Source organism: Tolypothrix sp. PCC 7712, assembly GCF_025860405.1.
In the GTDB taxonomy this organism is placed as follows: Bacteria; Cyanobacteriota; Cyanobacteriia; order Cyanobacteriales; family Nostocaceae; genus Aulosira; species Aulosira diplosiphon.
The window spans coordinates 3090782-3117324 of record NZ_CP063785.1 but is presented as its reverse complement, the minus strand read 5'-3'; the positions used below and the strand labels follow the sequence as shown (position 1 = coordinate 3117324).

Below are 26543 nucleotides of genomic sequence, written 5' to 3'. Positions count from 1 at the left end.
CTGTATATTTTAAAAACAATAAAAGCAGCAGTTATAAAAAATTTAAATTTAAAACTGGCAAATAATTCAAAACAGTATCTAAAAGTTTTATTTGTTTATTTACGTGTAACAAGATATGATGATCCCTGCTGGGGATCGCTCAGTATTGTGTCAACAAAGTAAGAGGATTTTTCTCTGTATTAAAGAATAAAAATTTAATTTGTTCGTCTAAAAATGTTGTTTAGCAAACCCAGGGGTGCACGGTTTAATTGTGCAAAAACTTGGAATTTAAATCGACATGCTAATTTTTGAATTTCTTTGGATAACATCCACGATTAGTTCTTTCTTTTCATTGAGTGAAAAATTACCAACAAATTTTACGCCGAAAGTATTACCAGCGAAAGTTTCAACCAATCTGGGTAAATTGGTCAGTAAGCACCGTCCATTGTTTATACTTCCCCAGGGAAAAGTATTGAGTGCAACGTTGCTACCTACAAGGTTTTTAAGAATTGATTGGAACAATCATGACAGTGCCACCAACATAGAAAAGCCACGTAATTCTCAAAGACAGACAGTTAAAAAAAGTAAAAAAGAGCTTTGTAGTGCTGGGCAAGAGATAGCATCACAACAGCCAATTTTTAGAAAATCTAGCGGTTGGACATCTGGAACCATCATCAACTCAAGTTCTCCTAGCCCAGATTTTTTTACCCATAAAATTCTGCGATCGCTACAAGATTTCTTCCGTTTTACCAGTCCTGTAGAACAGAATTTGATCTCTGCTTCCTTACCTGTAGTAGTTGTCCATCGAGACCAAAGTAACTATGAAATGTGGGTAAATAACAGTTTAGTTGCTACCTTACCTACAGAAAGGGCAGCAAAGTCAATGCAACAACGCTTGACTAACCTAGCGAAGTTACCCAACTTAGACGCTAATCAATTACGACCCGCTTTAGTTGATGGTATACCTGCCCTAATGGCAGGTAATCGCTTTTTATGGGGGATTGAAAAACAAATCTCCAATAGATTCCATAAGACTGGTGAATTGTTAGCAATTGAATGGATTAACAATCTGCGTTCAGCTTTTAAAGCACCAACATTGACCCTCGTAGAGGGACAAAAAGAGATGTATGGTGTCAGTCCTTCTAGCAGAAAACTATCTGGGTTAGCGTCTTGGTATGGAGGCTATTTTCATGGTCGTTTAACAGCAAACGGCGAGATATACAACCAAGATGAATTGACAGTAGCCCATAAAACTCTGCCTTTTAATACCTATTTGCAGGTGAAAAATCTCCACAGTGGCAAATCTGTGATTGTCCGAGTCAACGATCGCGGCCCTTATATTGAACCCAGAAGCTTAGATTTATCAAGGATTGCAGCCCGTTGTCTTGGTAGTGAAATAGCTGGAGTCGTACCCTATGAAGCGGTAATTTTGCAAAGCAGTCAACCCAAAATGACTTTAAAAGCTTCTACTCTCACCAAAGCAAAACCCAAGCCAGTGAGACAACTAGCATTAGTATCGGAATTTTAATCGCCTCTAGATTCTTGCTAGCTACTGATGGTTGATTGCTAATAGCCGATTGCATAAATAGCTACTAGCAATTACCATACCTCTGTTATCAAAAATTAAATGCTATTAAATGAATAGCCACAGGTAAAACGTTATGTCAGTAACGCAGCATCTCCAGGGCTTTGGGCATCATTTAATTCTCGGTGTCTCCGGCACGACATTAAGCGACGACGATAAACGTGCACTTAGTGAATTAAAACCTGTTGGGGTAATATTTTTTGCTAAGAACTTTCTAGATAGCGCTGCTTATGAAATTTGGTTGCAAAGCTATAGAGAGTTAATCGACCAAATTAGACAATACGCCGAACGTGATTCTATGTTTATTACCTTAGATCATGAAGGCGGTCGGGTGGTGCGTACACCTTTACCAATTACCCGATTTCCCTATGCTTCGCTGTTACAATCGCGATCGCGTCAAGTAGCTAAAGCCACCGCCGTAGAACTCCAATCCTTGGGAATCAATATATCCTGGGCACCTGTAGCAGATATTTATTCCCATCCACAAAATCCTGTGATTGGCCCGCGCGCCTTTGGTACAACTCCCGAATCTGCTGCTAACGGCGCACGGGAATACTTTTTAGGACTGCAAGAATCAGGAATTCTTGGTTGTGCTAAACACTTCCCCGGTCATGGAGATACTAGTAAAGACTCTCATCTAGAACTACCAGTACTTGATTTGACAGCAGAAGACCTGCGAAATCGCGAACTTCTACCTTTCAAAACTCTGATTGAGGAACAGGTACCTCTGGTGATGACAGCCCATATCCTATTCCCGAAAATAGATCCGGATGTACCAGCAACACTTTCGCAACGCATTCTTCAAGGCATACTCAGGGAAGAACTGGGTTTCAAAGGTGTGGTAGTGTCTGACGATTTAGATATGAAAGCCATCTCCGATATGTTTATGCAAAAAGGGACTGTCGCCAAAGCTGTAAATGCTGGCTGTGATTTATTTATTGTCTCCCGTAATATCAACTCATCATCTTTAGAACGTACCTATTACATCGCCCAAGATTTTGCTGACTCCCTGAGTAACGTTAGCCTCGACCCCGCAGTAGTCGCAGCAGCAAAAGACAGAATCGATAAATTACTAGCGATCGCACCTCAATATCTTGTCCATACTTTGGATAAAGATACACTCAAAGAACATACCGAATTAGCGATCGCTTGTTCTTTCCAAGAAGTTGGATGATTCCAGAGATAAGACAAATCGATTGACCTTTAAATCTTCTTGTAGAGACGCGATGAATCGCGTCTCTACAACTACGTAATATTTTGTAACAATTATCTAAGTGTGGCTGTAAAGCTTATCCTGTAATAAATTGGACTTTTATCGCTTCCCACAAACTCAGCAATATTGTAAAAATTTCCTGTTGATTATTTAAAGCTTTGATAAATGATACAGATTGGCATACTTAGATCGTATCAAGCTAATCGCAGCATTCAATATCAAAATCTTTACATGATAAAGGTTTTGACATTCTCGGCTAGTCCATTAGTTCATATTTGTGTGATTCCATGAAAAAACACATAGTGCTACTAAATACCGTTGCTAAAGAGGTACGCAAATGGCAACGGCAATTTAGTAATAAAACTTTGATGCTTGTGTTCTCTGGTTTAGGTTTTGTCCTAGCGCTGCTCTTGGCTCAATTCTCAGTCGGATTTTCTGGTTGTTTTATGGGGATTTGCCATAATTCCAACGTCGGACAAGCCGCAACCTTATCGCAAATTCTCTATATTTCACCGCAAGGTGCTGGTAAGCGTGATGGTAGTAGCGCTCAAAATGCAGGATTACTGACTGATTTACCTGCATTTGTTGGCAGAGTGCAACCAGGCGGTGAAGTGAGGTTACTGACTGGAGTCTACAAGTACAGTGGGAATATTCGCATTGCTAGTGGCGGATCTGCTGGTAAACCGATAACCATCCACGGAACTGATGCATCAGGAATTGAAACATCCATGCCAGTTATTGTAGGCGATCGCTCCAGCCCATATCAGGCTCCTCCATTAGGAAAGACGGGTAACAGTCTCTTTAATCTTCTTCCTGGTGCTAGTTACCTGACTTTCCGTAACATTCATTGTATGAACCAGGGTAATGGTTGCTTTGTGTTTGCTGGTACTAAAGGTGATGTGACTATCGAAAAAACCAAAGCTACCAACGTCCAAAGATTCATTGAACATGATCCTAGTGGTTCATGGGATTTAGCAAATGTCACCATCCGCAATGCAGATATTCAAGGCTACTCCAAAGGAGCAATACGTTTTGGTAAATCTAAGCCTAGTAACCAAGCTGATGCACACAATATCCTGATTGAGCAAGTTGTTGGAGACTCACAACGCCAAGATGGCGACAACTTTTGTATGGGCGTGCATCTCCGTGGCGATGTGCATCATGTGACGCTGCGGCGAACCACTATGAATAACTGTCAACAGACTCTCTCTAGCAAAGACTATTGGAATGGAGATGGTTTTACCGCAGAGGCTAACGTCTCAGATATTAGATTTGAAGATACGAGCGCTGCTGGCAATACTGATGGTGGATACGACATTAAAGCGAAAAATACTGTGTTAATTCGTGCCAAAGCCACAGATAACAAACGTAACTTCAGATTTTGGTCAAAAATAGATGTTCAAGACTGTGTCGGTATAGAACCTCGTTGTCGTGGAGGTTCAGGTTGTTTAGCACAAATCCATGCTACGGAGTCAGCTGATGTCACCCTGACTCGCTGCACCTTGAAGTCAACTAATCCCTTAACTAAGGTTTTCCAATCTGATAAAAATGCCAAAATCACAGTTCAAGGCGGAACAGTTCAACATCGAGGTATCCTCCAAAAAACAGAAGGCTCGCAAAATTTGATCAAGATGAGCAGTGTGAAAGTGGAAGTCATGTAACTATGACATATCAATAGAGGCATAAAGACTCTCATTACTCTCTTCAGGTTGTGAAAGTTACATTGATGAATTCATTCAAAAATTAACAGTCTCCTTACCGAAAATAGAGTTACGAAAATAATTTGAGACGGCATTACTGATTTAAACGAGTGTTGGTTAAATCAGTAATACCGTCTCTTTTTTTACGTTAATCGAACTCAGCTATTCTTGCTACTTGCTGATTATAAAGATACAGTAAAGCCATATAATATAAACTTTTGTTTATGCTTATGTTAATAATAACAATAAGTAACCAAGTACCAAATTGGCTAAAGCATGAATAGCAATTTTAAAGCTTTTTTAAAAAATATTTTTCTATATTATGAGCAAGTTACAAACTCTAAATTTTACCATTTAAGAGCACAAACAAATGGTATGTTATTACCACTTGTCTATAAAAAGATTTACCAACTTTGTTTGCGATTACCCGATCTCGATATTATCGAAGTTGGTGGTGCAGCAGGTACAGGTAGTATTGCGATTGGTTGGGCGATAAGAGATAGCCAAAAAAAATCTAAATTGATTGTAGTTGAAAAGTGCCAAGGCGGTACTCGGACTGATGTTGGTGGCTATGCGGAAAATCTAGAATTAATTCAAAAACATTTTGAAAATTTTGGCGTATGCGAGCAAGTGCGCCTTTTTCCACAAGAACTCACTTTTGAGAATGGACAAGAAGCGATCGCACTAATTAATACCCCCAAAATTGCTGCTTTCATACATGATGCTGATGGACGCATCGACCGCGATTTTTACTTATTCTGGCCGCTACTGCAACCCGGTGGATTGATTATTGTCGATGACTACGCTAATGAAGCCAAATTTCAGCCAATTAGCGATCGCCATCCCCAAGGTGGTGCTAAATCACTAATCACTTATCGTCTACTAAATCAAATGATTGAATGGGGACTTTTTCAAACTACTTATAAAGTTGGGAAAACTATTTTCGGTATTAAGCCGCATCATGCCGATTTCAGTCGCTTTAACCTAGAAACTTGCCAAAAGATTATTGCGGAAGTCAACAACGAGCGCAGCAATTATTTAGAGCACCGTGAATTAGTTTTAGCGAGCAGATAATTTGTCTTTTTTGCAACATTAATCTTGTTAACCTGATGTACATTAATAAATGCACATCAGGTTTTTTGTATTTTGATAGTGGACTACTATCAAAATTTGTACGCTCAACAGCTTATATCATTCTCTATTCTTCCCTGTATTTCCAATACTGCTCGGTTAAGGATTTTCAACTCGGAATTGGGTTTGGGGAAAAGGTTAAAGGGTAAGGGTTAAAGGTTTTTTCTTGCCCTTTTTCCCCTTCCCCTTTTACCCTTAACCGACAAGTATTGCCTGTATTTCCTCATACCAATTTTAAAAAAGAATGCGACAGATTGTAGGGGCACGGCAGTGACCTCTAGAATATTATTAATTTGTCGCAAACATTATTTGATTTGGTATCAGAGTCAATGTTTTAGTTAATGAATAAGCTTGACTTTATCCAATTAAACAATGCACACATCTATACGGATAAAACTATCAGTATTCAATCAGCAAATGCCATTGCAAAATTTGGTTTTGGTTACATGAAAAATCCCTAAATTATTCATGGACAAAAGCCACATTGTATAGTAGCAATTTAACTGCTTGTCTGAGGTATGGCAATTGAAATAATTGGATAAAGTCGAGTTCAGACCTTTAGCTAATCAAAAACCTGAAATACCTGAAGCTACGGAGAAACCTTCAACAGTTATACCAGCATTAGCTATTACATTAGATTTATCCCAGGATACGAGTTCAAAAGTACCTTGGGTAACGTTACCAAGCGAAGTTGGAGTAAAGCGGAGAATATCACTACCTTTACCATTGATGACAACACCATTGGCACCAGGAACGCTAAAATCTCCTTCGGTACTTAAGTAAATGTGTTTAATAACACTGTTATTGCCATATTCAATCCAAAAAGCGTCTACATCTTCGCTAGAACTAGATAAACCTACATCAGAACCATCAAAAAGCAATGACCAGGTACCAGCCGTATTTTCGCCTGTACTACTAGGTTTGAAGAGTAGTAAATCTTCATCTCCACCCTTTAAATCTCCATTAGACCCTGGAACTGTATAAGAACCAGTTGTACTAATTACCAAACCACCATCCGGAGCAAACGCGATTCCATCTATATCCTCGTTGCTGGTATCTAAACCTACATCTGAACCATCAAAATAAAGTTCAAATTTTCCACTGGTATTCTCACCCTTGGAGGTAGGAGTAAACTTGACGATATCTGAATCATCTACCTTTAACCCACCAGGCAAAGTGGCAGGGTTATTGAGAGCAAATAAAATAGAGCCATCGTTATTGATGTGAAAATCTCGTATGTAGTATTTGCTTGGATCTAAGCCTACATCCGAACCATCGAAATACTTAGACCAGGTTTGCTTACTCTGGTTGTAAGCTAAAATGTCTACCCTATCAGCATTTACTCCTCCAATAGTATTGTTGCCGCTGACTTTACTGCCTACAAAAATAGTAGCTTGTGGATCGAATGGTGATGGATTACCGCCACCAGTACCGCCACCAGTACCGCCACCAGTACCGCCACCAGTACCGCCACCAGTACCGCCACCAGTACCGCCACCAGTACCACCACCGGAACCGTTACTATCTAGTAAAAATTCGTAAATTCGACCGTCATTTTGACTTGAATTATTATCATTATCAACACCGCGATCGACTATATAAAGGCTTCTCTTAGAAGAATCCTTACTATTAGGCGCAATGGTTATACCAGCAGGTTTAATTGGGTTCGCCTGTGAAATATTAATTTTCTGGACAAGGCTACCCGAACTAGTCACTTCATACACATAATAAACTTTCTGTTTATTTTCAATCTGAGGACTAGCTACCAAAAACAGATTTCCTGTAGTGGGGTCTTCCGTAATCCCTTCAGGGTCTTTAATTCCTAGAGATTCAGTATCAAATCGGCTAACTATTTGACCGCCGGTGGTATATTGATAAACCTCTGCATTAAATCCATCAACTACCCATAAATTACCTGTTTTGGTGGAGAATGCTACGTCTTCTGCATCAGGCTTAGAAATTCCGGAGGGATTAACATCAAAAGAAGTTATCCGATCATCCGATGTATTATATTTACCATCGTTGCCGGGATCTACTTGAAAAATTTCAGCCTGATCATCATCAGAAATATACAGAAAACCATTTTTTGGATTATAAGCAATCCCTGTTGGTTCATCAGAAAAACCTGCTGCCACGTTTGGTATTTTCGTCGTGGTCAAAGTGTTCTGTAACTGACCTGTGAGATTGATCTCAAAAATGTTTTTTCCCTTGAATACATCATCTATTTCTTCTACTTCACCATCACTAATCAACAATGTTTTAGTGTTAGGGTTATAAACAATCCCCGAAGGATCGGGACTGTCTGGAGAAAATCTAGTGTAAATAGTTTGTACCAGTTCTGCCATTGCTTTTTTTGATGAAATTATTTTGAGTCAAACAGCTTGCTTGTAACTTGATCAAGCAGTTAAAAATTTACGCACCAGACAAATTCAGGATTTTGTGAATTTACTAAAAGTTGTCATTTCAGGCTGCGTAAATCATCTTTTGATGACTTACATAAATCCTTTTACAAAGTGTTGTTACAGCGTATCAGCTTGCCACTAGATAGAGCTTGCTAAAACAGCAGCAAAGAATCACATTGAAAATCCTGAACGCCATACGTTCAACATAGTTTTTACGTACTGTCAATGCGTAAACTCTAGTGTTAATATTACATCTATTTAATACTCTGATATACGTAAAATCAAATACTTTTTTATAAAATTCATTTAAGCTTTATCAAAGATTTATATTTAAAATATCTATGCTTAATATGTTTTTTACACGATAAATATAAGGCATATAAAAATTATTACTGAAGAGCGATAAGATAGAATTTATCCAAATTGCTCTACGATGTAAAAAAATCTTAAGGCTAAATATTTGTTTTTTGGAGAAAAATAGAATATTTTATAACCTCAATTCAGCCTAATTGGTTGATCATGAGAGTCGTGAAAACCGAATGCTTGAAAGGATAATGTTAACAATTTAGATATTTGAAATTTTTAAAATTTATTATCAAGAATTACTATGGCTTGATTTTACTAAATTAAATAATACCAAACTTCTTTTTTGCTATACATTAATCATATTTGGTATAGTTTGGATGATTTCTATCAATTAGGTTGGTTTTGGTTACAAAAATGCTTATAGTCTTGATAGATAAAAGCCAAAATATATGGTAGATGCGAAGAAATTGACCGCTAGCCTTGTAATTGAGATTAGGTAGTCAAGTTATACCAATTAAAAATTCAGCAATGTACATTATCTAGTGGTTTTGAAGTTTGCATATATTGCTAAATTTTAGAGAATTGGTGTTACGTCAACGTAATTAAAAACCTGAAAAATTTGGGTTAACGGCAAGACCTTCAATAGTAGAAGCACCTAGTCCATCGAGTCTGGTTATCAGTTCAAAACTACCTTTAGTATCGTTACCAAGTGAGGTAGGAGTAAAGCGTAGGATATCACCAGCACTACCAGTAATGGTCTTACTATTATTGGTAATGCTAAAATTGTTTTCGGTGCTTAGATAAATGTATTTAATATTCTTGTTAGCATCATAGTCTAACCAAAAACTATCAATATTATTACCCTTGAGACCTACTAGAGAACCATCAAAAAGCATTGTCCAGGTACCAACTGTCTTGTCTCCTAAAGTACTGTTGAACTTGATTAGATCTTCACCCGAACCAGTTAGTTCTGTACCAGATGCTCCAGGAACTTTAAAACCATTCCTGGTACTAACTACTAAAGCACCATCTGAATCTATAGCGATTCCATCAATTACCTCACTTTTGACTCCAGGGTCTAATCCTACGTTAGATCCATCCAAATAAAGTTGAAATGTGCCACTAGTTTTGTCACCAGTTGAAGTAGGGCTAAACTTGATGACATCGTATTCATCTGCTTTTATCCCACCTGGTAATGTAACGCTTTGATTAATAGCAAACAAAATTGAGCCATCACTATTGATGTGAAAATCGCGAAGACGGACATCTTTGAGGTTTGAGCTGCCACTGTTGAATACATCCGAACCATCGAAATACATAGACCAGGTTTTTGTATTCTGGTTGTAAGCTAAGATGTCTTGTTTATCAAAACTTACTCCTCCAAAAGTATTAGTGGTGCTAGTGCTAGCACTGTTAGCCACAAATACAGTTGTGAATTTAGAGTCCAATGATGTGCTACTGACTGATGTTGTTGTACCACCTGATGTCGTACCACCCGATGTTGTTGTATCACCTGATGTTGTGCCACCCGATGTTGTTGTACCACCCGATGTCGTACCACCCGATGTTGTGCCACCTGATGTTGTACCACCTGATGTTGGCGTACCACCTGAGGTTGTATCAGGGGTTGGATTGGTACTACCATTACCATCTAGTAAAAATTCGTAAATTCGACCATCATTTTCATCAGGATGATCGTCATTATCAAGACCACGATCAACAATATAAAGACTTCTCTTGGAAGAATCTTGACTATTGGGTGCAATAGTAATACCAGCAGGTTTATTGGGATTTGCTGCGGAAATATCAATCTTGCTGACAAATTGACCTGTATTTGTCACTTCAAATACATAATAAACTGCTTTACCTGCCTCAGTTATTGGTCTACCTACAAGAAATAAATTCCCAGTCAAGGGGTCTTCCACAATTCCTTCGGGGTCAAGAATTCCTTGAATTCCTGGTGTTGTATCAGAAACATCAATTGTAGCTGTATCAAATTGACTAACTAATTGACCGCTAGTAGTAAATTGGTAAACCTCTGCATTTAAACCATCAACCACCCATAAATTACCTGTTCTGGTTGAATATGCAACGTCTTCTGAGTCAAACTTACTATCACTGAGCTTAGTACTGAAATAAGTCACTACATCATCTGATGTACTGTATAGTCCATCTTGTCCGGGATCTACTTGATAAATTCTATTCCTGTCATCATCAGAAATATAGAGGAAACGATTCTGGGGATTATAAGTAATCCCTGTTGCCTCTTGCGTAAAATTCATGCCATTTAAATTATTATCCACATAACTACCTGTCAGAGTAGTTTCAAACAGGTTTTTTGAGACGAATCTAGTTTTCATCTCATCTACTTCGCCATCCGCAATAAACAGGTTTTGCAAATGGTCAATATAAACAATCCCTGATGGATCTGGACTGGCAACTATTAAAGGATTGGATTCAGAAATAGGAGGTTTGAACTGAGAAGTGTAGATAATCTGTACTAATTGTGCCATTCTTTTTGCTGTTGAAATTCCTGTGGATACAATAAATTGATTGGAGATTTAGCGTTTTCCAGGCTACTGAATTACACAAGAACCTTTTATATAGGAATCCGATTTGATTATTGAAAAATCTAAGTATGTATAGGGTGTGTTATCACGAAGTGTAACGCACCGTATTCTCAGCTTTGGTGCGTTGCGCTACGCGACAACACACCCTACGTCTAGTTCAGAAATCAAATATGAATCCTATATGAAAATAAGTATCTTGCAAAAAGTACTTCACTAGATTGATAAACGCTATAGCTTCATGTTCAGAACTTACGCAATACAAAAATTTAGTACCTTGTGATACACAAAAATACATTTTTTGGCTTTTGTAAATCATCCTTTGAAGAGTAGCTCAAATGCTTTTTACAAGTGCGATCGCAGAGTTTCAGATTACTGCTAAACAATTGCTTAAGCACTTCAAAACATCAATCTCAAAAGCCTGTAATCCATACGCAAATAATAGTTTGTATGTATTGTTAATGCGTAAGTCATCTTGTTTATTTTATATCTAATTAATACGTAATGTAGGTATAATCAAAGACTTTATCATAAACTTCATATAAACTTTATTTATTATAAATAACCCAATATTTGCGATTAATATACTCTTTTTAAAGAAAATCTTACGCATACAATCATAATTGTACTGAGCTTTAATTATGACATTTATATGTATGCTTTATTTAAGTCAAAGTACTAATTTAAAATCAGGAAAATACCTGCTCAAATTAACTAAAATTTTGAGCAGATATTTGGTGTTAAGCACTATGTTGGTTAATGTTTGATTTTCAACATTCAATAAACAATGAACACATTTATGATTCTTTATTTTCTAACGATTTTCAAGAGTTCTTGTTGCAATCAAGCTGTTGTTGTTTTTTGCTGATAAATCCTAGCTAAACAGAGTAAATATGAGCATATTTACATCACATTGTTTACACAAACAGGTTCACGTTGAGCAATAAAATCATTGTTCATCCAGGTTAAAATACGTTGTGCTTTTTCATCTATAGGCAGTGAACTATCAATTTCTAGAATGGGAATGTTGAAACTTTGCGCGCAGTTAACAATTTCTTGCAGATAAGCAACATATTTAGACAACAATTGCTGCGCTGCTTCGGGATGCATCCGATCAAAACGACTTTCAGCTGTTGGACGGTTTTGGATGCGCTTAAGTGCAGTATCTACATCTATTTGGAAATAAACGATCGCCATCGGTCTTTGGTGGAACAACAGCGCTAATTCCTGCTTGATGCTTTCTGCAGATGGAGTGGTACCAGTGATTCCTACTGACCAAGTTTCTTGCAATAAGCCTTGGTCGAGTAAGATGATTTGCGAATTTTGAGGACTTGGCGCTGCGCTGCGCGCAATCGCGCTTCGTGCAGCGCCAAAGGCGATCGCATCCAGCCGTTTAACATTGGCAAAAATCTTGGCAGCTTTAGCAAAACTTTGCTTATTAATCGGTTTGACTTGGAATGCCAAAAACAGCGAGTACAGCAAAATCTGCCATTGATTCAGGGTTTGTGGAATCAGTTTGATCAGTCTTTGCCAAGTACTTTGCTGCTTCCACTGCTGCAAAATTTCATCGCCACCAACCAGAGATACTCCCTGGTTGTTTAATCGTGAAGCAACTTCACGACAGACAGTAGTCTTACCAGCACCAGGTAATCCGACAAACTCTAATATTAGTGGCTGTTCACTGTTGGTATTCATCAAATTAGTGTGAGTTAGAGATTGTCCCATACAGCCAATTTTGCCTGTAATAAAACTTGATCGAGAGGTTGAGTTGCATCAATGTTCACCACCATAGTTTGTGGAGGAAACTTAAATTTATGCACAGCCTCTACTTTTTGCTTTGCAATTTCTGGTGGTGTATCTGACTTTCTCGCTAAAGCAATTTCGGGGGTGACGTGCAACTTGATGACTAAATCAGGAGGCATGGTATTTACCATGTATTGATAGCGTTGCAACTCCCATTTTTGTAGAACAGCAGGATACGGAGAAGCTTCTTGATTACTACTACTTAACAAAGGCCCATCATTAAAGCCGAGAATCTGGGTTTGGGGATAGCGATCGGAAATCACCATCATGCCTCTATCTCTGGCTGTACGAGACTGCTGCAGTTTTTGCAGCTTTTCGTAAACCAAAGTAATTGCCCATAAGACTTTACCAAGAATGGAGAATTTTGATTTCCGCTTAGAACTTCCTGATGAGCTGGAGGACTTGTGAGCATGATTGGACTGATTACGCGATTTCTTTGAGCGCAGAACTTGACCAACTTTACTTGCCCAAACTAAAGGCAATCTGATTAAAGAAGCAGGGCCATCGCCACTACCTAGATACACAGGCAGAACATCAAGTTTATGAGAAAAACATTTTGTAATCTCACCAGTAACAGTAGATTTACCAGATCCATCTGCACCCAGAACAGCAATAATTATTCCGCCATTAGTAGGTGTTCTGTGAGCAGGAACGGGAGCTTGGAAAAACTTTCTCATGCTCTTGTAATAAAGAGATTTAAATTCCCTCTGCCAGCGTAAAAATCTAGAGAATAATGGATTGGAATAGCGATATTTCTGTAAAGATGAGTAGATAGGATTACCAGATTTTAATAACAGCTTGAGATTTGATTCGCTGTTAATTACATCTAAAACTAACTTCGCAGCTTTACTACCTAAAAGTTCTTCGCTGAGTTGCTGAATCTTCGATAGGTCTATCCTTTCTTTTAACCACCGAAATTCCCGAATAAAATCTCCTTTAAAATAATCCTTACCCAACATAGCTTTGAAGCTATCGCGAGTTCTAACTTTGAGTACCGCACGGACAATTAATATAATTGTTTCAATGTTAGGTTCAGCAATATAAATTTGATTTTCGTTGTCATAAATCCGAGTAGATAATAACAACTCTTCCCAAGGCAGACGATAACCTTTAAGATGCTTTTCCCCTAACTCTAGACGATAGTGCAAATGGAGATGCACTAAAATTCCTGTCTCTCTATCAATAGCTAAATAATCATCAATATCAACATATCTACGGCAGGGAATTGCTTCAAAATACTTGAAACCAACTTCGCTTAAAACCTGCTTGAGATTTTCTTTCTCGTTTTCATCAACTAAAACATCTAGATCGGTTTTGCCTTCTACCGCCGCATCAACATGCTCGTTACTCTTCCAGTGACAGTAACGAATATTTTTTTGGTCTAGGTAGTTATTAAGTATTTGCACAACCTGGAGTGCTGGCATGATCTCACCCGCTCCTTATTGCGTTAATAGGAATTGCTATGTTTTCTAAATTAATTATTTATTTCAGGCTCTATGCAATTTATACGTGTCTGCCATTAGTGCGTAATTTAGCGATTTAACCTGAAATCGTTTACTCTTTGTTAACTCGGAATTAACTTAAGTTAAGATTTCACTAATAACACATTATAGGAAATTTTGCAATTACTAGCCTGATACTAGTTGTGATTTTAGCTTGATTTGTTGATGCAATCTGGAATCTCTTAGAGAAGTTATGGTGCAGTAACCTTTATATAGCAAGGATTTGAGCTTATTAAAGGTTACGAAAACCAACGGAAATTCTCAGAGTTGCTCAGTCACTGCTGAAAATTGTAACCAGTATTACTAGGTTTACACCTTTTAAGTACATACCGTCGAGATCGTGAGAGTTTTATTAAGAATTGTAATTAAATTCCGGACAAGCACTCTGGTTATTTGCATCTCAACTAAGACTCAGTGTTGTGACACAAAGTCTGTATTAACCCTAGCTTAAACTCATTGGGAGCGGAATATTGAAGAATTTTTTGCAAGGAAATAATTAAAAGTAAGCAAAAATTTTACTAATTCTTTATATTTACCAGTTTTTCCTTGTTGGGAGAGGCTTTGCTATCTCAGACAAGTTAATAAAGAAGCTAGGTATTACTTGAGTAGTATAAAAGGCGATCGCTTGACATTGCTTGAAATAAGTGTTGTTTTAGCGTACATCCCGAACTTCTCCATACCGTAATTACACAGGCTTTATGTTCCGTTCATAAACCCGTATAAATTTAACGCTAACTTTAAACCAATTTCGGTAATAAGCCTTATATACTAGGTTTAACTCGGATTTAACCTAAAGTTAATTTGCCACTCAGAGAAGTTTGTATTCTGTAAATTCCACAGTCAGCATTCTTGATTCTGAGCCTGAAACTACTATTACACAAGGTTTATAGCTATTAAGGAGGTTCAATTATCTCGCTCTAAGTAGATTGTCGGAGATTTTTGAAAACATTATCTGGGCACAATCAAAATGGAGAAGAGAATTTGTGAGCATTCACCAAAATTAAAATTTCACTTCATGATATTCAAAGATATCTGCACCGCATAAAACTAATGCGGCTCATAACTAAATTATCTGTCTCCAAATTTGTCAAAATTTTTACAGGTAGTTTGTAATTTACAACTATCTTAAAGCTCACTTCTCTAGTTTTTCTGGCTCCGTTTTTACGCTCTGCCCAGCAAAAAGCAAAGAATTGGCAAATTTTTGGATGAGTCTAATAATCTATCTTGTTCAGTAAAAATAATGAAAATAGCTGTTATAGGTGCAAAAGGTCTCCCTCCGAGACAAGGAGGGATTGAGCATCACTGTGCAGAAATCTATCCCCGCATAGTTGCAAAAGGTCATTCTGTTGATTTGTTTGCTCGCTCATCCACTACACATGTCTCTCCTTTTACTCAAACTGAGTTTCAAGGTGTCCAAGTTATCTCTCTACCTTGCCCTGGCAAGAAGGGATTAGATGCCTTATTTAGCTCAGTATTGGGAGCTATTTTATCTACCACAACCCGCTACGATATTGTTCACTTTCATGCTTTAGGCCCGGCTTTATTTAGCTGGCTCCCTAAATTATCTTTGTCTACAAAGGTTGTAGTTACTTGTCATGGATTAGATTGGCAACGTAACAAGTGGGGCAAAATGTCCAGCCGTTTGATTTTTGAAGGCGAAAAAGCTGCTGTTCGCTTTTCCGATGAAATGATTGTAGTTTCGGAAGAGTTACGCAGTTATTTTCGCAACACTTACGGTAGGCAGTCTGTTTATATTCCTAATGCGGCAGCAACTTATGGTGCGTCCGATCCCAATTTTGCCTATGCACGTTCTTTAGGGTTAACACCAGGACGCTACATTTTATTTCTCGGTAGATTAGTTCCCGAAAAGTGCCCCGATCTGCTCTTAGAAGCCTTTAAGAAACTCAAGCCTCAAGGCTGGAAATTGGTACTAGCTGGGGGAGTCAGCGATACAAAATCCTTTAGTGCCCAACTCTTAGACCAAGTAGCTAGCGATCGCGATATCGTTTTTGCAGGTGAGTTACAAGGTTCACGTTTATGGGAGATTGTGCGCGGCACAGGATTATTTGCCTTACCCTCTAACCTAGAAGGATTGCCATTAGCATTGCTAGAAGCAATGTCAGAAAATATTCCCATCATTGCTAGCGATATTCCACCGCATCAACAGCTAATTGGTTCTAAGAGAGGTATATTGTTCCGTGCTGGCAACTTAGACTCCTTCGTTGAGCAAATGAATTGGGCAATTCACCATCCTCAAGAGATGCAGGCAATGGCTGATAATGCTCAACGGTATTTGCAAATGCACTACAGCTGGGAAAAAATTGCTGCTGACAATCTCAGCTTATATGAAGCACTGGTAAATTCGCCTAATCAACAACCAGGCAAAAAACTCGTTACTACAAAAATTTCCTAAGCCAATGGTAAGAATGAAGGAGTCTAATTATGAGTCAGCCTACTCTCACTATTTTCTATCAATTTAATCCCTGGAATCCTACTATTGGCGGCATCCAGACTTGTATCCGCTATGTTATTAAGTATGCGCCTAAAGAGTTCCACATCCGCCTAGTGGGAACAGGTAATGGCGATCCAAACATGCCTGTGGGTCAGTGGTCTGAGGCTGAGTTATTTGGCAGAAAGTTTTCGTTTATGCCCTTAATTGAGCTAAAGAACGACAATATTCGCGGTTTAGTGCCTACCACAGTTAAGTATACAATGGCACTATTAGGGCGCGATTTCTCATCGGACTTTATGCAATTCCATCGCATAGAACCGACAATAGCTGCCTCTGGCTGGTCTGGCAAGAGAATTTTTTATATTCATAATGATATTGAGCAGGAAATAAAAGGCTCAAGCGAGGGAGGCGGTATTCTCTGGCGATATTTCCCTGCTGCTTATTACGCGCTGGAAAGCCGATTAGTACGCCAGTTTGATCGCATCCTCTCGTGCAATACTAAAGCTGCAAAACAATATCAACAGCGTTACTCAGATATTACAGAACGGATTTCCTATCTACCCAATACTGTGGATGGAGATGTTTTCTATTCTTTAAATTCTAGTGAACGGGAAGCAGCTAGAATCAAGCAAGCACAAGAGTTGGGGCTGTCAACTGAGACTCGGTTTATCTTGTTTGCTGGTCGTCTGCATCCACAAAAGCAGCCACTATTGTTGATTCGTTCCTTTGCAGCGCTTAACGATCCTCAGGCTCACTTATTAATTGTGGGTCAGGGTGAGTTAGAAGAAGATGTACGTGCGGAAATTACTCGTTTAGAGTTATCAAATCGAGTCACGCTACTTCCACCACTTGCACAAGCAAAGCTCGCAGATTTATATCGAGTTTCTAGTATGTTTGTGTTAACGAGTGCTTATGAAGGATTATGCCGAGGTAGTATTGAAGCACTGGCCTGTGGAACACCTGTTGTCACAACTCGTGCGGGTGAAACACCAAATTTCCTCACTCCAGATAGTGGTATTGTCTGTGAAGAACAAACTCCAGTAGCGATCGCCGATCAGTGGAGAAAAGTATTAAGGAATCCGGAAAATTATCCCTCGGAAGCATGTGTGCGCGTAGTTAAACCCTATGACGCTCGTTATGTTGTGAATGGTATTTACACTGAATTGTTAGAAAATTGGCAAAGCGAACAAGGTCAATTTTCTGGAGCTTATGCATAAATTTTATGCATACAGTTAACAATAAGAGTGATTTTGATTAACCATCTGTATTGGGATATGTACTATTTTTTGAAAATCTGAAAATAGTTTTATATTATAGATTTTCAATTTAAAATCCCAAAGTCTGATAATTCGCCCATTTTTTAGGCTTGAGAAACAAGACGAAACGACAGCATAATTGCCATCGCCATTTGCGAATTCATTTTGGGTATTGGTTCACCACTCATCACTATCCAAAAACTTGATTTCTCGGGAGCCGCGATCGCAAATTTATTGCACTACTTCTTGAGCCGCAAAAATGGGCGAACTTCCTGTGATTAATTCTTCATTTTTCATTTACATGTCATAGTTCGCTCTTACCAAAAGTCCATGCAGATTCATCTTCAAACGAGTGCTAATTTTGCACAAAGGGTACATCCTTCGGCTACGAGTTCTCTGAAGCGATTAATAGATATCTTCGGTGCGCTCATTGGTTTATCTCTTACTTTATTAGTGGCTATACCAATAGCGATCGCTATCAAATTAGATAGTTCTGGCCCAATTTTTTACAGTCAGACTCGTTGTGGTTTAAACGGCAAAAATTTTCGTATTTGGAAGTTCCGGACGATGCTTCCTAATGCCGAATATCTGAAGCATCTAGTGCCAAATCAGGCTAAGGGACATATTTTCAAGAATGCTCAAGATCCACGAATTACTCGCGTTGGCTCTTTCTTACGCCGCACCAGCTTAGATGAATTACCTCAATTCTGGAATGTTTTGCAAGGTGATATGAGTTTAGTTGGTACTCGTCCTCCCACTGTTGATGAAGTAATGAATTACGAACTTCACCACTTTCAAAGGTTGCTAGTTAAACCTGGAATTACAGGTGAATGGCAAGTTAATGGACGTTCTCATATAGAAGATTTTGAAGATATTGTCAAAATGGATCTAGAATATCAGAAAAAGTGGTCTGTTATTTACGATCTCAAATTAATTTTAAAAACAATTCATGTAGTCTTAAAGAGCAAAGGAGCATACTAACTATTTATCTGTTAACATAATTATTAACCTATAGTATTTTCTACGTTGAAGAAATTTACTTTAACCAATTTTAGTATACTTTCAAAGAGCAATCTTGGCAGGCACATTAATGGGTAAAGCTGCTTTTCCTTTATCTTCAGCATCCGCTATCAAACGTCATTCTTGGGCGGCGGCATTAACTTTTGTATCTGTATTAGTAGGTGTAGCTGCAATTAGTTTTGCGATTTCACCTCGTTTATATGAAACATCAATAAGACTACTTGTTGGGCAAAAAGAAGTTGGTCTATCATCTCTAGGCCAAGCATTAACAGATATTAATAATAAAGCACCTAGTAAAGCTGCCGATCCAGTAGCAACACAAGCAGAATTAGTAAAATCTCCTCAAGTTTTGCGGAGTGCGCTCAAAAAATTTCAGAAAAATAGTGAAATACCAGCCGAGAAGCTACCCACAATTGAGCAATTACAGCAAGCCATTAGGGTAGAAATTATACCGGCAACGAATCTGTTGCAAATTAGCTATCAAAACCCCTATCCCAAAGTATCGGCCGATCTGTTAAACGAGATTGCCAAGTTGGTAATGGTGGAAAACACTAAGCTAATTCGCACAGAAGCTTCATCAGTACGCAAGTTTCTGGAAGAGCAAATCGCTCAACAACAAATCAAGTTCAAACAAGCTGATATAGCAGAAAGAAGATATCGGGAAACCTATTCTTTAGTGGCATCAGAAACCCAAACTCAAGGGTTAATTGAAAGCTTAACAGAGCTAGAAAATCAGGAAAGGCAGCTGCGCGCCCAATTGCAAGAAGCTAGAAACAAAGACCAATCATTACAACAAGTAGTGGGGGTCAATGATTCTCAAGGCGCTTACGTTGCTGGTCGTGTTGGGCAAGATGAACAGCTCAAAGAACTGCAAAGACAACTTACGAGTGTAGAAGTAGCACTCACAGATGCACGCTTCCGATGGACGGACGAACATCCTAATGTGTTAGCGCTTTTACATAAGCGCGACGAACTACGTTCTCTGTATAATCAACAACTATCACAAATAGTTCCTGCAAATCAAGCGGTATCTTCTAGCCAAGTTGCCTCTAACCAATTAAGCCAAGACTTAATGTCTTTGTATATCACCAGTCATATTGAACGTCAGGGCTTAGAAAATAAGCTCAACGTCGTCCAGTCTGACATCCAGCGTTTGCGATCGCGTGTAGCAAAAATTCCCTCTTCTCAACAAGCATTGGTAAGCTTGACTCGGGAACGCGAAAAAGCTGATAAAGCTCTCAAAGCCTTAGAAGATAAGCTAGAAGAAGCGCGGATTGCAGAAGGACAAATCCTCAGCAACATCCGGATTATTGGACAAGCTGAAATTCCTACCGATCCAGTTTCACCAAGACCTTTGGTAATTATAGTACTCAGTACCGTCATTGCCACTATTGCTGCTGGCGCAATGGTATTAATTTTGGAACTCATGGCTTCCACATTGCGGGATACATCTGAAGTTGAAGCTTGGCTAGAAACTCCTGTAATCGGAGTATTACCCAAATTTTCACCTGCAACCTCTAGTTTGGCAGACCTCAACAATCTGTTGGATACCTCCGACTATGTAGAGCCATACCGGATGTTGCTCAAAACCCTAGAATCTGCTGGTAAAGAGAGCGCCAGAGTTATCGTGATTAGCAGTGTCAGTAGTGGAGAAGGAAAATCTTCAGTAGCACTGCATTTAGCTGCTGTAGCCGGAATTTTATCAAGACGCACATTAATTATTAATGCAGACTTTCAATATCCCATGTATGAAAGTTTGCTGAATCTGCCTGCTTCCCTAGGGTTAACAGAAGTAATTGCAGATAATGTGCCTTGGCAGAATGCAGTTCAACAAACAGCAATTCCCAATTTATCAGTATTAGGCTCTGGTAAAATCCCCGATCGCCCATCTATGATTATTGAGACAGATGCAATGGCGGAGCTTTTGGAAGAAGCAGCAAAACATTATGATTATGTGATTGTTGATTCTGCTCCCATAAAAAATTCTGCCGATGCTGCTACCTTAAGCCAATTTTCAGATGGTGTACTTCTAGTTGTGAAGCCTAACGCCACCTCTAGAGATGCTGCTATGCAAGCAATATCTAACTTACAAAAGAGTGGTAGCGTTGTTTTGGGCGTAGTCATGAATGAAACTGTACTACCACTAGAAAAAGCTCCTCCTGCACTTGCTTCTGCTGTTGAAAGAAAGCAATTAGCAGCAGCAGAGCATTCTTCTTCATGGTCAATGCTTAAGGAAACAGGCAAACATACTGGCTAATACAACAAGGCAAAAGTTACAGAGACGCGATTAATCGCGTCTGTACAAAAATCAAAAAATCAAAAGTTTCATACATCAATTCTTGTGATTGTTTACAAGGGTGACTCTATTTATTCAATGCTGTATTAGTTAACTGTTTGGATGAGACAAATACATACTTGACAGATAATGGCAATAGATCAAGGTAGCAATATTCTTTTTCGTCCTACCATTTGGATTAGTGTTTTAGGGCTTATTTTTAGCATTATTGTTGGTGTGGTTGCAAACTTACAACCACTGTATATAGTTGCGCTTTTTGTTGCTATTGCTATCCTCATCAATTTCTTTAAAAATTTTGAGCAAACCGTTTTAGGTTTATTAATTTTACGCAGTGCTTTAGATGCCTTTTCCGATCAGCAACTACCTGCCGCATTTGGTGTCGGAATAGATATCTTGGCATTGCTTTATGTGGCAGTTCTCTTGCTACGCAGACAAAAAATACACACCGATGGATTTTGGTGGTTGCTAGCGGGATGGATTGCTCTGCAAGGATTATGGGTAGTTTTACAAGCAATAGGTGGGTTAGGGCTAGGAGCCTCATACTTACCAGTAGCTATACGGGAATGGATAAGAGTATTTTCGGGATTAATGATTTACCTGTTAGTCATGCAACTTAAGGAGCGACTAACTGCAGAGAAAGTAATTTCTTACTTATTCTTAAGTTTGATTATTCCCATCACCGCAGCTACTTTGCAAATCTTGTTACCACCATCAATGCTGCCTTCGTTTCTAGTATTTCAAAGCGGATATGCTATTGAAGCTGGATCGCGAATGAATGGAACCCTGGGACATCCTAATGCATTTGCTACATTTTCATTGTTTTTCCTCAGTCTTGCACTTTGGAAAATTGGGCAGGTAAAGCAACGCTTACCCTGGCTAATCTTAGTTGCGGCACTGGCTTTTTTCTTAGTTAGTAGTAAATCATTAACAGGATTGGTGATGCTGGTTGCTTTTATTCCAGCATTAGTGGCACCAAAAATGAATATAGTCAACTTAATTGGTGGTATTTTACTGTTTGGGTTGGTGTTATTTTTCTTTGCTAGCTCACCTATGGGACAAGAGCGCTTGCAATCTTTGTATGGAACACCACTATTAAATCCAGATATTGATGTATCTCGGGCAATTTTGTTGCAATGGAGTGATGGTAATAGTTTTAATTGGCGGATTGCTCAGTGGACATTCTTACTAGAAAAATGGAGATATTCACCACTTTTAGGATATGGATTAGACACCTCTAGGTTCTTAACTCCTCTGGCTAGCTATTCTCATAATGATTATGTGAGATTTTTAGCAGAAGAAGGAATTTTTGGATTTATTCTATTTTTGTTTTTAATTGGTGCCTTATTTGTTCGTCTGTTCCAATTAGCTTACTCTGTTCCACCTAATTCATCGAAACGCAATCTCTGTTTTATTCTGCTGGCGTTTCTTGTTTCTATGTTAGTAGGGATGTTAGCGGGAAATGTTTGGAATCACACTACTTTATTTTTCTACTGGTGGACTTTATTAGCTGTAGCTGGCTGGGATTGGGATAAACCGATAACTGCTGAATTTGATTCAGCTACATCTACAAAACAGAAATACTTTAATTATCAAAAGAATTCTAAACGCCGTCGCTTGTCACGCTCTGAATAAGCAATTTTGGTAATGGTAATCCCATCTGTAATTATGATGCATCAATCTCATCCCATCACTATTATTCCTCTAACTAAAATCAAGATGTTTCTATAAATGTCTAATACAAAAGATATTAAAGGAAAAATTATTCGCGGTGGTGTCTCAATGACACTTAGACAGTTACTAGTCGCAGCTCTTTCAATGGTGAATGTGCTAGTAATTGCTCGGATGTTAGGCCCAGGTTTATACGGTATTGTCACTATTGTTTTAAGTATTTTTTATTTTTTAAATCAAGTCTGCCGTTTGGGATTGCAAGTTTACCTAGTACGTCAGCCAAATCTTACTGATGAAGAACCCGCACAAATCCAAGCATTTTATAACTTTTTGGGAATAGCGATTTGTGCTGTATTGTGGTGTGCGTCTCCCCTTGTTGGCTGGTGGACAAAAGAGCCAGAGGTAACAGGTGCATTACAAGCCGTCTTACCTGCGCTGTGGATGGATATGGTGAGTCGAGTTCCGACTAGTATGTTGGAACGAGAACTGAGTTTTGACAAGGTGGGTTTGTTAGAAGCAGTTTCTCGTGTGGTGTTGTATGTTTCGGCAATTCCCCTCGTATTAATTGGCTGGGGCTATTGGGGGCCGATTATTGGCACAGTTTTGGGATATTTAGTCCAACTAGTAATGGCGTACTATTATTATCCCGTTCCTTGGCGCTGGAGTTGGCAATGGAAGGTAGTTAAACCCGCTATAAATTATGGACTTACCTATTCTGGCTCTGATGGAATTTTAAACCTGAGAAGATTAAGATTGCCTTTATTAGTGAGTCGTTTAGGCGGTACGGAGATAGTTGGCTACATCAGTATTGCCATGCGATTGGCAGAGCAATTAGCAATCTTGCGTTTGGTGGTGCGGCGGATGTCCATTAGCGTGATGGCAAAATTAGTGGATAAGCCAGAACAAACTCGCAAGGCAATTAGCAAAGGAATGACATATCAGGCTCTATTAATTGGGCCGATTTGTGCTGCCTTTTCTTGTACTTCTGCCTGGTTAATTCCTTTAATGTTCTCTCATAAGTGGTTAATCAGTGCCCAAATCTTTCCCTTCATTGCAGTAGGAGTTTTGGTAGGAGCGATTTTTGAACTGCATACATCTAGTTTGTATGCTGTAGGGCATAACTATGAAATTGCTCATCGTAATGCTTGGTATGTAGGCGTTCTGTGGTTAGCAACCATAATTTTCCTCCCCCTTATGGGATTGTGGGGATACGGTTTGTCAGAAATTCTGGCTTTACCCAGCTTCTACTTGCTTCATAAATCGATCGCTAAGTTATTTGGTTCACCCGATTATTGGGATGCCTTTTGGATTACCTTAGTCTCGACAATTTCTATGTTTGCTGGTGTGTTCTTACCACCAGTTGCAGCAGTGGGAGTGCTAGTTGTTAGCTATGGGGCAATATTTATTTATTGTCCGGGTATTCGTAAGATTCCTTTGGATATTTGGGCAGCTAGGCGATCGGCAGCTTAAAAATTGATCGCATCAAGTAATCCTCAATGTAATAATCATGTAATTCAAATTACATGATTATTTTTTTTGCTTATATAAATATACGGTTTTAGATATGTTCATAATTAAACTTAATTTTGATATTGGGGCTGTTGAGAACTTGTAGCGATCGCAACTTACAATTAACACCCAATATCTTATAAATAGGCTATTCTAGCGCATTTTATATTTGGATGACATCTGGAAAGTAAAAATCATCCTAGAGATTTTCAGAATACTACTTTGGTATTAGTTAAAGCTATTGTTGGCAAACCATAACTTTATGAGTTTTGCAGTTTGTCTTGAGATATACAACAGCTTTATAGGCATGGAACTATATTCAAAAGAGAGGAGCTTAATTATTGGTTTTTATGGGTTACAATATAAAATTTGTAACTCATATTTCCAATAAATTAAGGACGCTAAATATTTCTATTTTGTTCCGCAATTATTTTGCATAATTTTTAGACACGCCAAACCCATTAGGTATAATCTACATATTTTCTCTTATGAACAAAGCACAGCAATACAATTACAAAAAAACCGTTCTGATTACAGGCGCGGCTAACGGGATTGGCTATGAGTTGGCATATATTTTTGCCCAAAATAACTATAATCTCGTATTAATAGATATCATGGCGCAAAGGCTAGCGGATGTTACTGATAAAATTAGGCAGCAATTTGACATTTGGGTAAAACCAATAGTTAAGGATTTATCTATAAAAAGTTCGCCAGAAGAGATTTTTGCAGAATTACAACAAGAATCTATTCAGATTGATGTGTTAGTAAATAATGCAGGGTTTGGTATTCATGGGCTATTTAGTGAAACCAACTTGAATACTGAACTAGATATGCTGCAAGTAAATTTAGTCACTCTGACTCATTTAACTAAGTTATTCCTCAAAGATATGGTGAGCAAAGGTGAGGGTAAAATCTTAAATCTTGCTTCCGCAGCTGCTTTTCAACCAGGCCCTTTAATGGCAGTTTATTTTGCTACCAAAGCCTATATTTTATCCTTCTCTCAAGCACTAGCAAGTGAATTAGAAAATACAGGTGTCACTGTAACAGCCCTTTGTCCCGGGCCTACAGAATCAGCTTTTCATGAACGCACAGGGCTTGCAGGTGCAAAGCAAATAGAAAATAATAATATGATGGATGCAGAAACAGTCGCCAAAATCGGCTATCGTGCCTTAATGGAAGGTAAAACTGTTGCTATTCCTGGGTTGAAAAATAAAATTCTGGCAGAAATTGTGAGATTTACACCTAGGAATTTGGTTACAAAAATTGTGAAAAATATGCAGGAAGTTAAATAAATTGTGAATTGATATAGACTTTTTAATTGTAATTAAAGATAATTTCAGGCAGAATTTAAATTTCTGCCTGAAACATAATCATTGATAGGTAATTGCGTCTTTTTAAAGCAGATTACTCATGATTATGGCATGGGATAAAAAAGCAAATCGGGGAAGATAAAATTAAAAAGCGCCCATATAGAAAAGGCTCTGGATATAGTTAGTACAGCCAGAACTGGTGCAAGAGAAAGATATTTCTGAAAATAACGTGATTGGTCGTTGGATTTCTGCATTGATTACTCCTAAATTCAGTGAATGATTGCAGATATTTGATTACAATAGGAATCTGATTTGATTTCTGAAAAAATTTCAGCTTTGGCGCTGATGCCGTACTCTCGCTGCTAACGCATCCTACTAGCGTGGCAAGGCTAAAATAGTGCGTTAGATTAGAAAAAATTAACCGCAGATAAACGCAGATAAACAAGGCAGTGCGTTGGGCGGGTTTCCCGACTTGAAGCAACTGCCGTGCGGATAAATTTAATCTCTAATGCAACATTTAAGGCTAGACACGCCACTACGTTTATTTCTGAAATCAAATTATAGTTTGATCACGAGACTGCAACCCAAAATCATCAATTATCTAAATTTTGGTTTTGGTAAGAATCTAAAATACCACTGCGAATAATTAGTTGCGGCCAGATTAATAGAAAAAAGCCCATCCAAACCAAGATAGGTATAGAAATGATAACTGTTAGCCAAATAGTTTTAAATACTAGCCAGCTACCACTAATCAGCGTGATACCTGTAAGAACTATAGACCAGGGTTGACACCACCAAGGCTTGTAATTCCACGGACTTATGGGCTTTTTTTCTTGCATTTTAC

Annotated in this window: 17 protein-coding genes; 11 read left to right on the top strand and 6 right to left on the bottom strand. The window is 38.4% G+C overall.

Annotated elements, in window-relative coordinates; genetic code table 11:
* The first annotated feature begins 277 nt into the window (after window positions 1–277).
* The 4 genes from HGR01_RS12820 to HGR01_RS12805 all read left to right on the top strand — a co-directional run bounded on the left by HGR01_RS12820 (window position 278) and on the right by HGR01_RS12805 (window position 5551).
* Window positions 278–1507: a septal ring lytic transglycosylase RlpA family protein gene (locus HGR01_RS12820; protein ID WP_045871597.1), complete on the top strand. Its 1230-nt coding sequence runs from the start codon at window positions 278–280 to the stop codon at window positions 1505–1507.
* 133 nt (window positions 1508–1640) lie between these two features.
* Window positions 1641–2738 (top strand): beta-N-acetylhexosaminidase, encoded by a 1098-nt coding sequence (gene nagZ, locus HGR01_RS12815; protein ID WP_045871598.1) that lies wholly within the window; start codon window positions 1641–1643, stop codon window positions 2736–2738.
* Between the two features lie 326 nt (window positions 2739–3064).
* Entirely contained in the window at window positions 3065–4438 is a 1374-nt protein-coding gene (locus HGR01_RS12810; RefSeq protein WP_045871599.1) for a hypothetical protein, read from the top strand.
* 414 nt (window positions 4439–4852) lie between these two features.
* The gene (locus tag HGR01_RS12805; RefSeq protein ID WP_168160996.1) at window positions 4853–5551 is read left to right on the top strand and encodes a class I SAM-dependent methyltransferase; all 699 of its coding nucleotides are present in this window, start codon (window positions 4853–4855) and stop codon (window positions 5549–5551) included.
* Between the two features lie 623 nt (window positions 5552–6174).
* Here HGR01_RS12805 and HGR01_RS12800 read toward each other — a convergent pair.
* The 4 genes from HGR01_RS12800 to HGR01_RS12785 form a co-directional block, all read right to left on the bottom strand.
* Window positions 6175–7953, bottom strand: a complete 1779-nt coding sequence (locus tag HGR01_RS12800) for a hypothetical protein (protein WP_052335262.1) — start codon at window positions 7951–7953, stop codon at window positions 6175–6177.
* Window positions 7954–8918: 965 nt separating this feature from the next.
* Window positions 8919–10829, bottom strand: coding sequence for a hypothetical protein (locus HGR01_RS12795; RefSeq protein ID WP_052335263.1), 1911 nt, complete (start codon window positions 10827–10829; stop codon window positions 8919–8921).
* A 957-nt stretch (window positions 10830–11786) separates the two neighbouring features.
* On the bottom strand, window positions 11787–12578 hold the full coding sequence (locus HGR01_RS12790) for an AAA family ATPase (protein ID WP_168160997.1): 792 nt from the start codon (window positions 12576–12578) through the stop codon (window positions 11787–11789).
* A 14-nt stretch (window positions 12579–12592) separates the two neighbouring features.
* Entirely contained in the window at window positions 12593–14110 is a 1518-nt protein-coding gene (locus HGR01_RS12785; RefSeq protein ID WP_045871604.1) for a hypothetical protein, read from the bottom strand.
* Window positions 14111–15428: 1318 nt separating this feature from the next.
* Between HGR01_RS12785 and HGR01_RS12780 the strand changes: the two genes are divergently transcribed.
* From HGR01_RS12780 to HGR01_RS12750, 7 genes are all read left to right on the top strand, one after another.
* Window positions 15429–16601: a glycosyltransferase family 4 protein gene (locus tag HGR01_RS12780; protein ID WP_045871605.1), complete on the top strand. Its 1173-nt coding sequence runs from the start codon at window positions 15429–15431 to the stop codon at window positions 16599–16601.
* Between the two features lie 29 nt (window positions 16602–16630).
* Entirely contained in the window at window positions 16631–17857 is a 1227-nt protein-coding gene (locus HGR01_RS12775) for a glycosyltransferase family 4 protein (RefSeq protein ID WP_045871606.1), read from the top strand.
* A gap of 369 nt (window positions 17858–18226) precedes the next feature.
* On the top strand, window positions 18227–18877 hold the full coding sequence (locus tag HGR01_RS12770; RefSeq protein WP_045871607.1) for a sugar transferase: 651 nt from the start codon (window positions 18227–18229) through the stop codon (window positions 18875–18877).
* Window positions 18878–18971: 94 nt separating this feature from the next.
* On the top strand, window positions 18972–21173 hold the full coding sequence (locus HGR01_RS12765; protein ID WP_155539376.1) for a GumC family protein: 2202 nt from the start codon (window positions 18972–18974) through the stop codon (window positions 21171–21173).
* Window positions 21174–21341: 168 nt separating this feature from the next.
* A complete protein-coding gene (locus tag HGR01_RS12760) occupies window positions 21342–22844 on the top strand; it encodes an O-antigen ligase family protein (RefSeq protein WP_063749836.1) in 1503 nt (500 codons plus the stop codon).
* A 96-nt stretch (window positions 22845–22940) separates the two neighbouring features.
* The gene (locus HGR01_RS12755) at window positions 22941–24350 is read left to right on the top strand and encodes an oligosaccharide flippase family protein (protein WP_045871609.1); all 1410 of its coding nucleotides are present in this window, start codon (window positions 22941–22943) and stop codon (window positions 24348–24350) included.
* Between the two features lie 527 nt (window positions 24351–24877).
* On the top strand, window positions 24878–25681 hold the full coding sequence (locus tag HGR01_RS12750) for an SDR family NAD(P)-dependent oxidoreductase (RefSeq protein ID WP_045871610.1): 804 nt from the start codon (window positions 24878–24880) through the stop codon (window positions 25679–25681).
* 122 nt (window positions 25682–25803) lie between these two features.
* Here the strand turns inward: HGR01_RS12750 and HGR01_RS12745 are convergent, their stop codons facing one another.
* Together HGR01_RS12745 and HGR01_RS12740 are read right to left on the bottom strand one after the other, a co-directional pair.
* Window positions 25804–25953 (bottom strand): PsaJ protein, encoded by a 150-nt coding sequence (locus tag HGR01_RS12745; protein WP_071989428.1) that lies wholly within the window; start codon window positions 25951–25953, stop codon window positions 25804–25806.
* A gap of 339 nt (window positions 25954–26292) precedes the next feature.
* Window positions 26293–26538 carry a DUF6737 family protein gene (locus HGR01_RS12740; RefSeq protein ID WP_045871611.1) on the bottom strand — a complete coding sequence of 82 codons (246 nt, stop codon included), beginning with the start codon at window positions 26536–26538 and terminating at the stop codon, window positions 26293–26295.
* Window positions 26539–26543 lie beyond the last annotated feature (5 nt).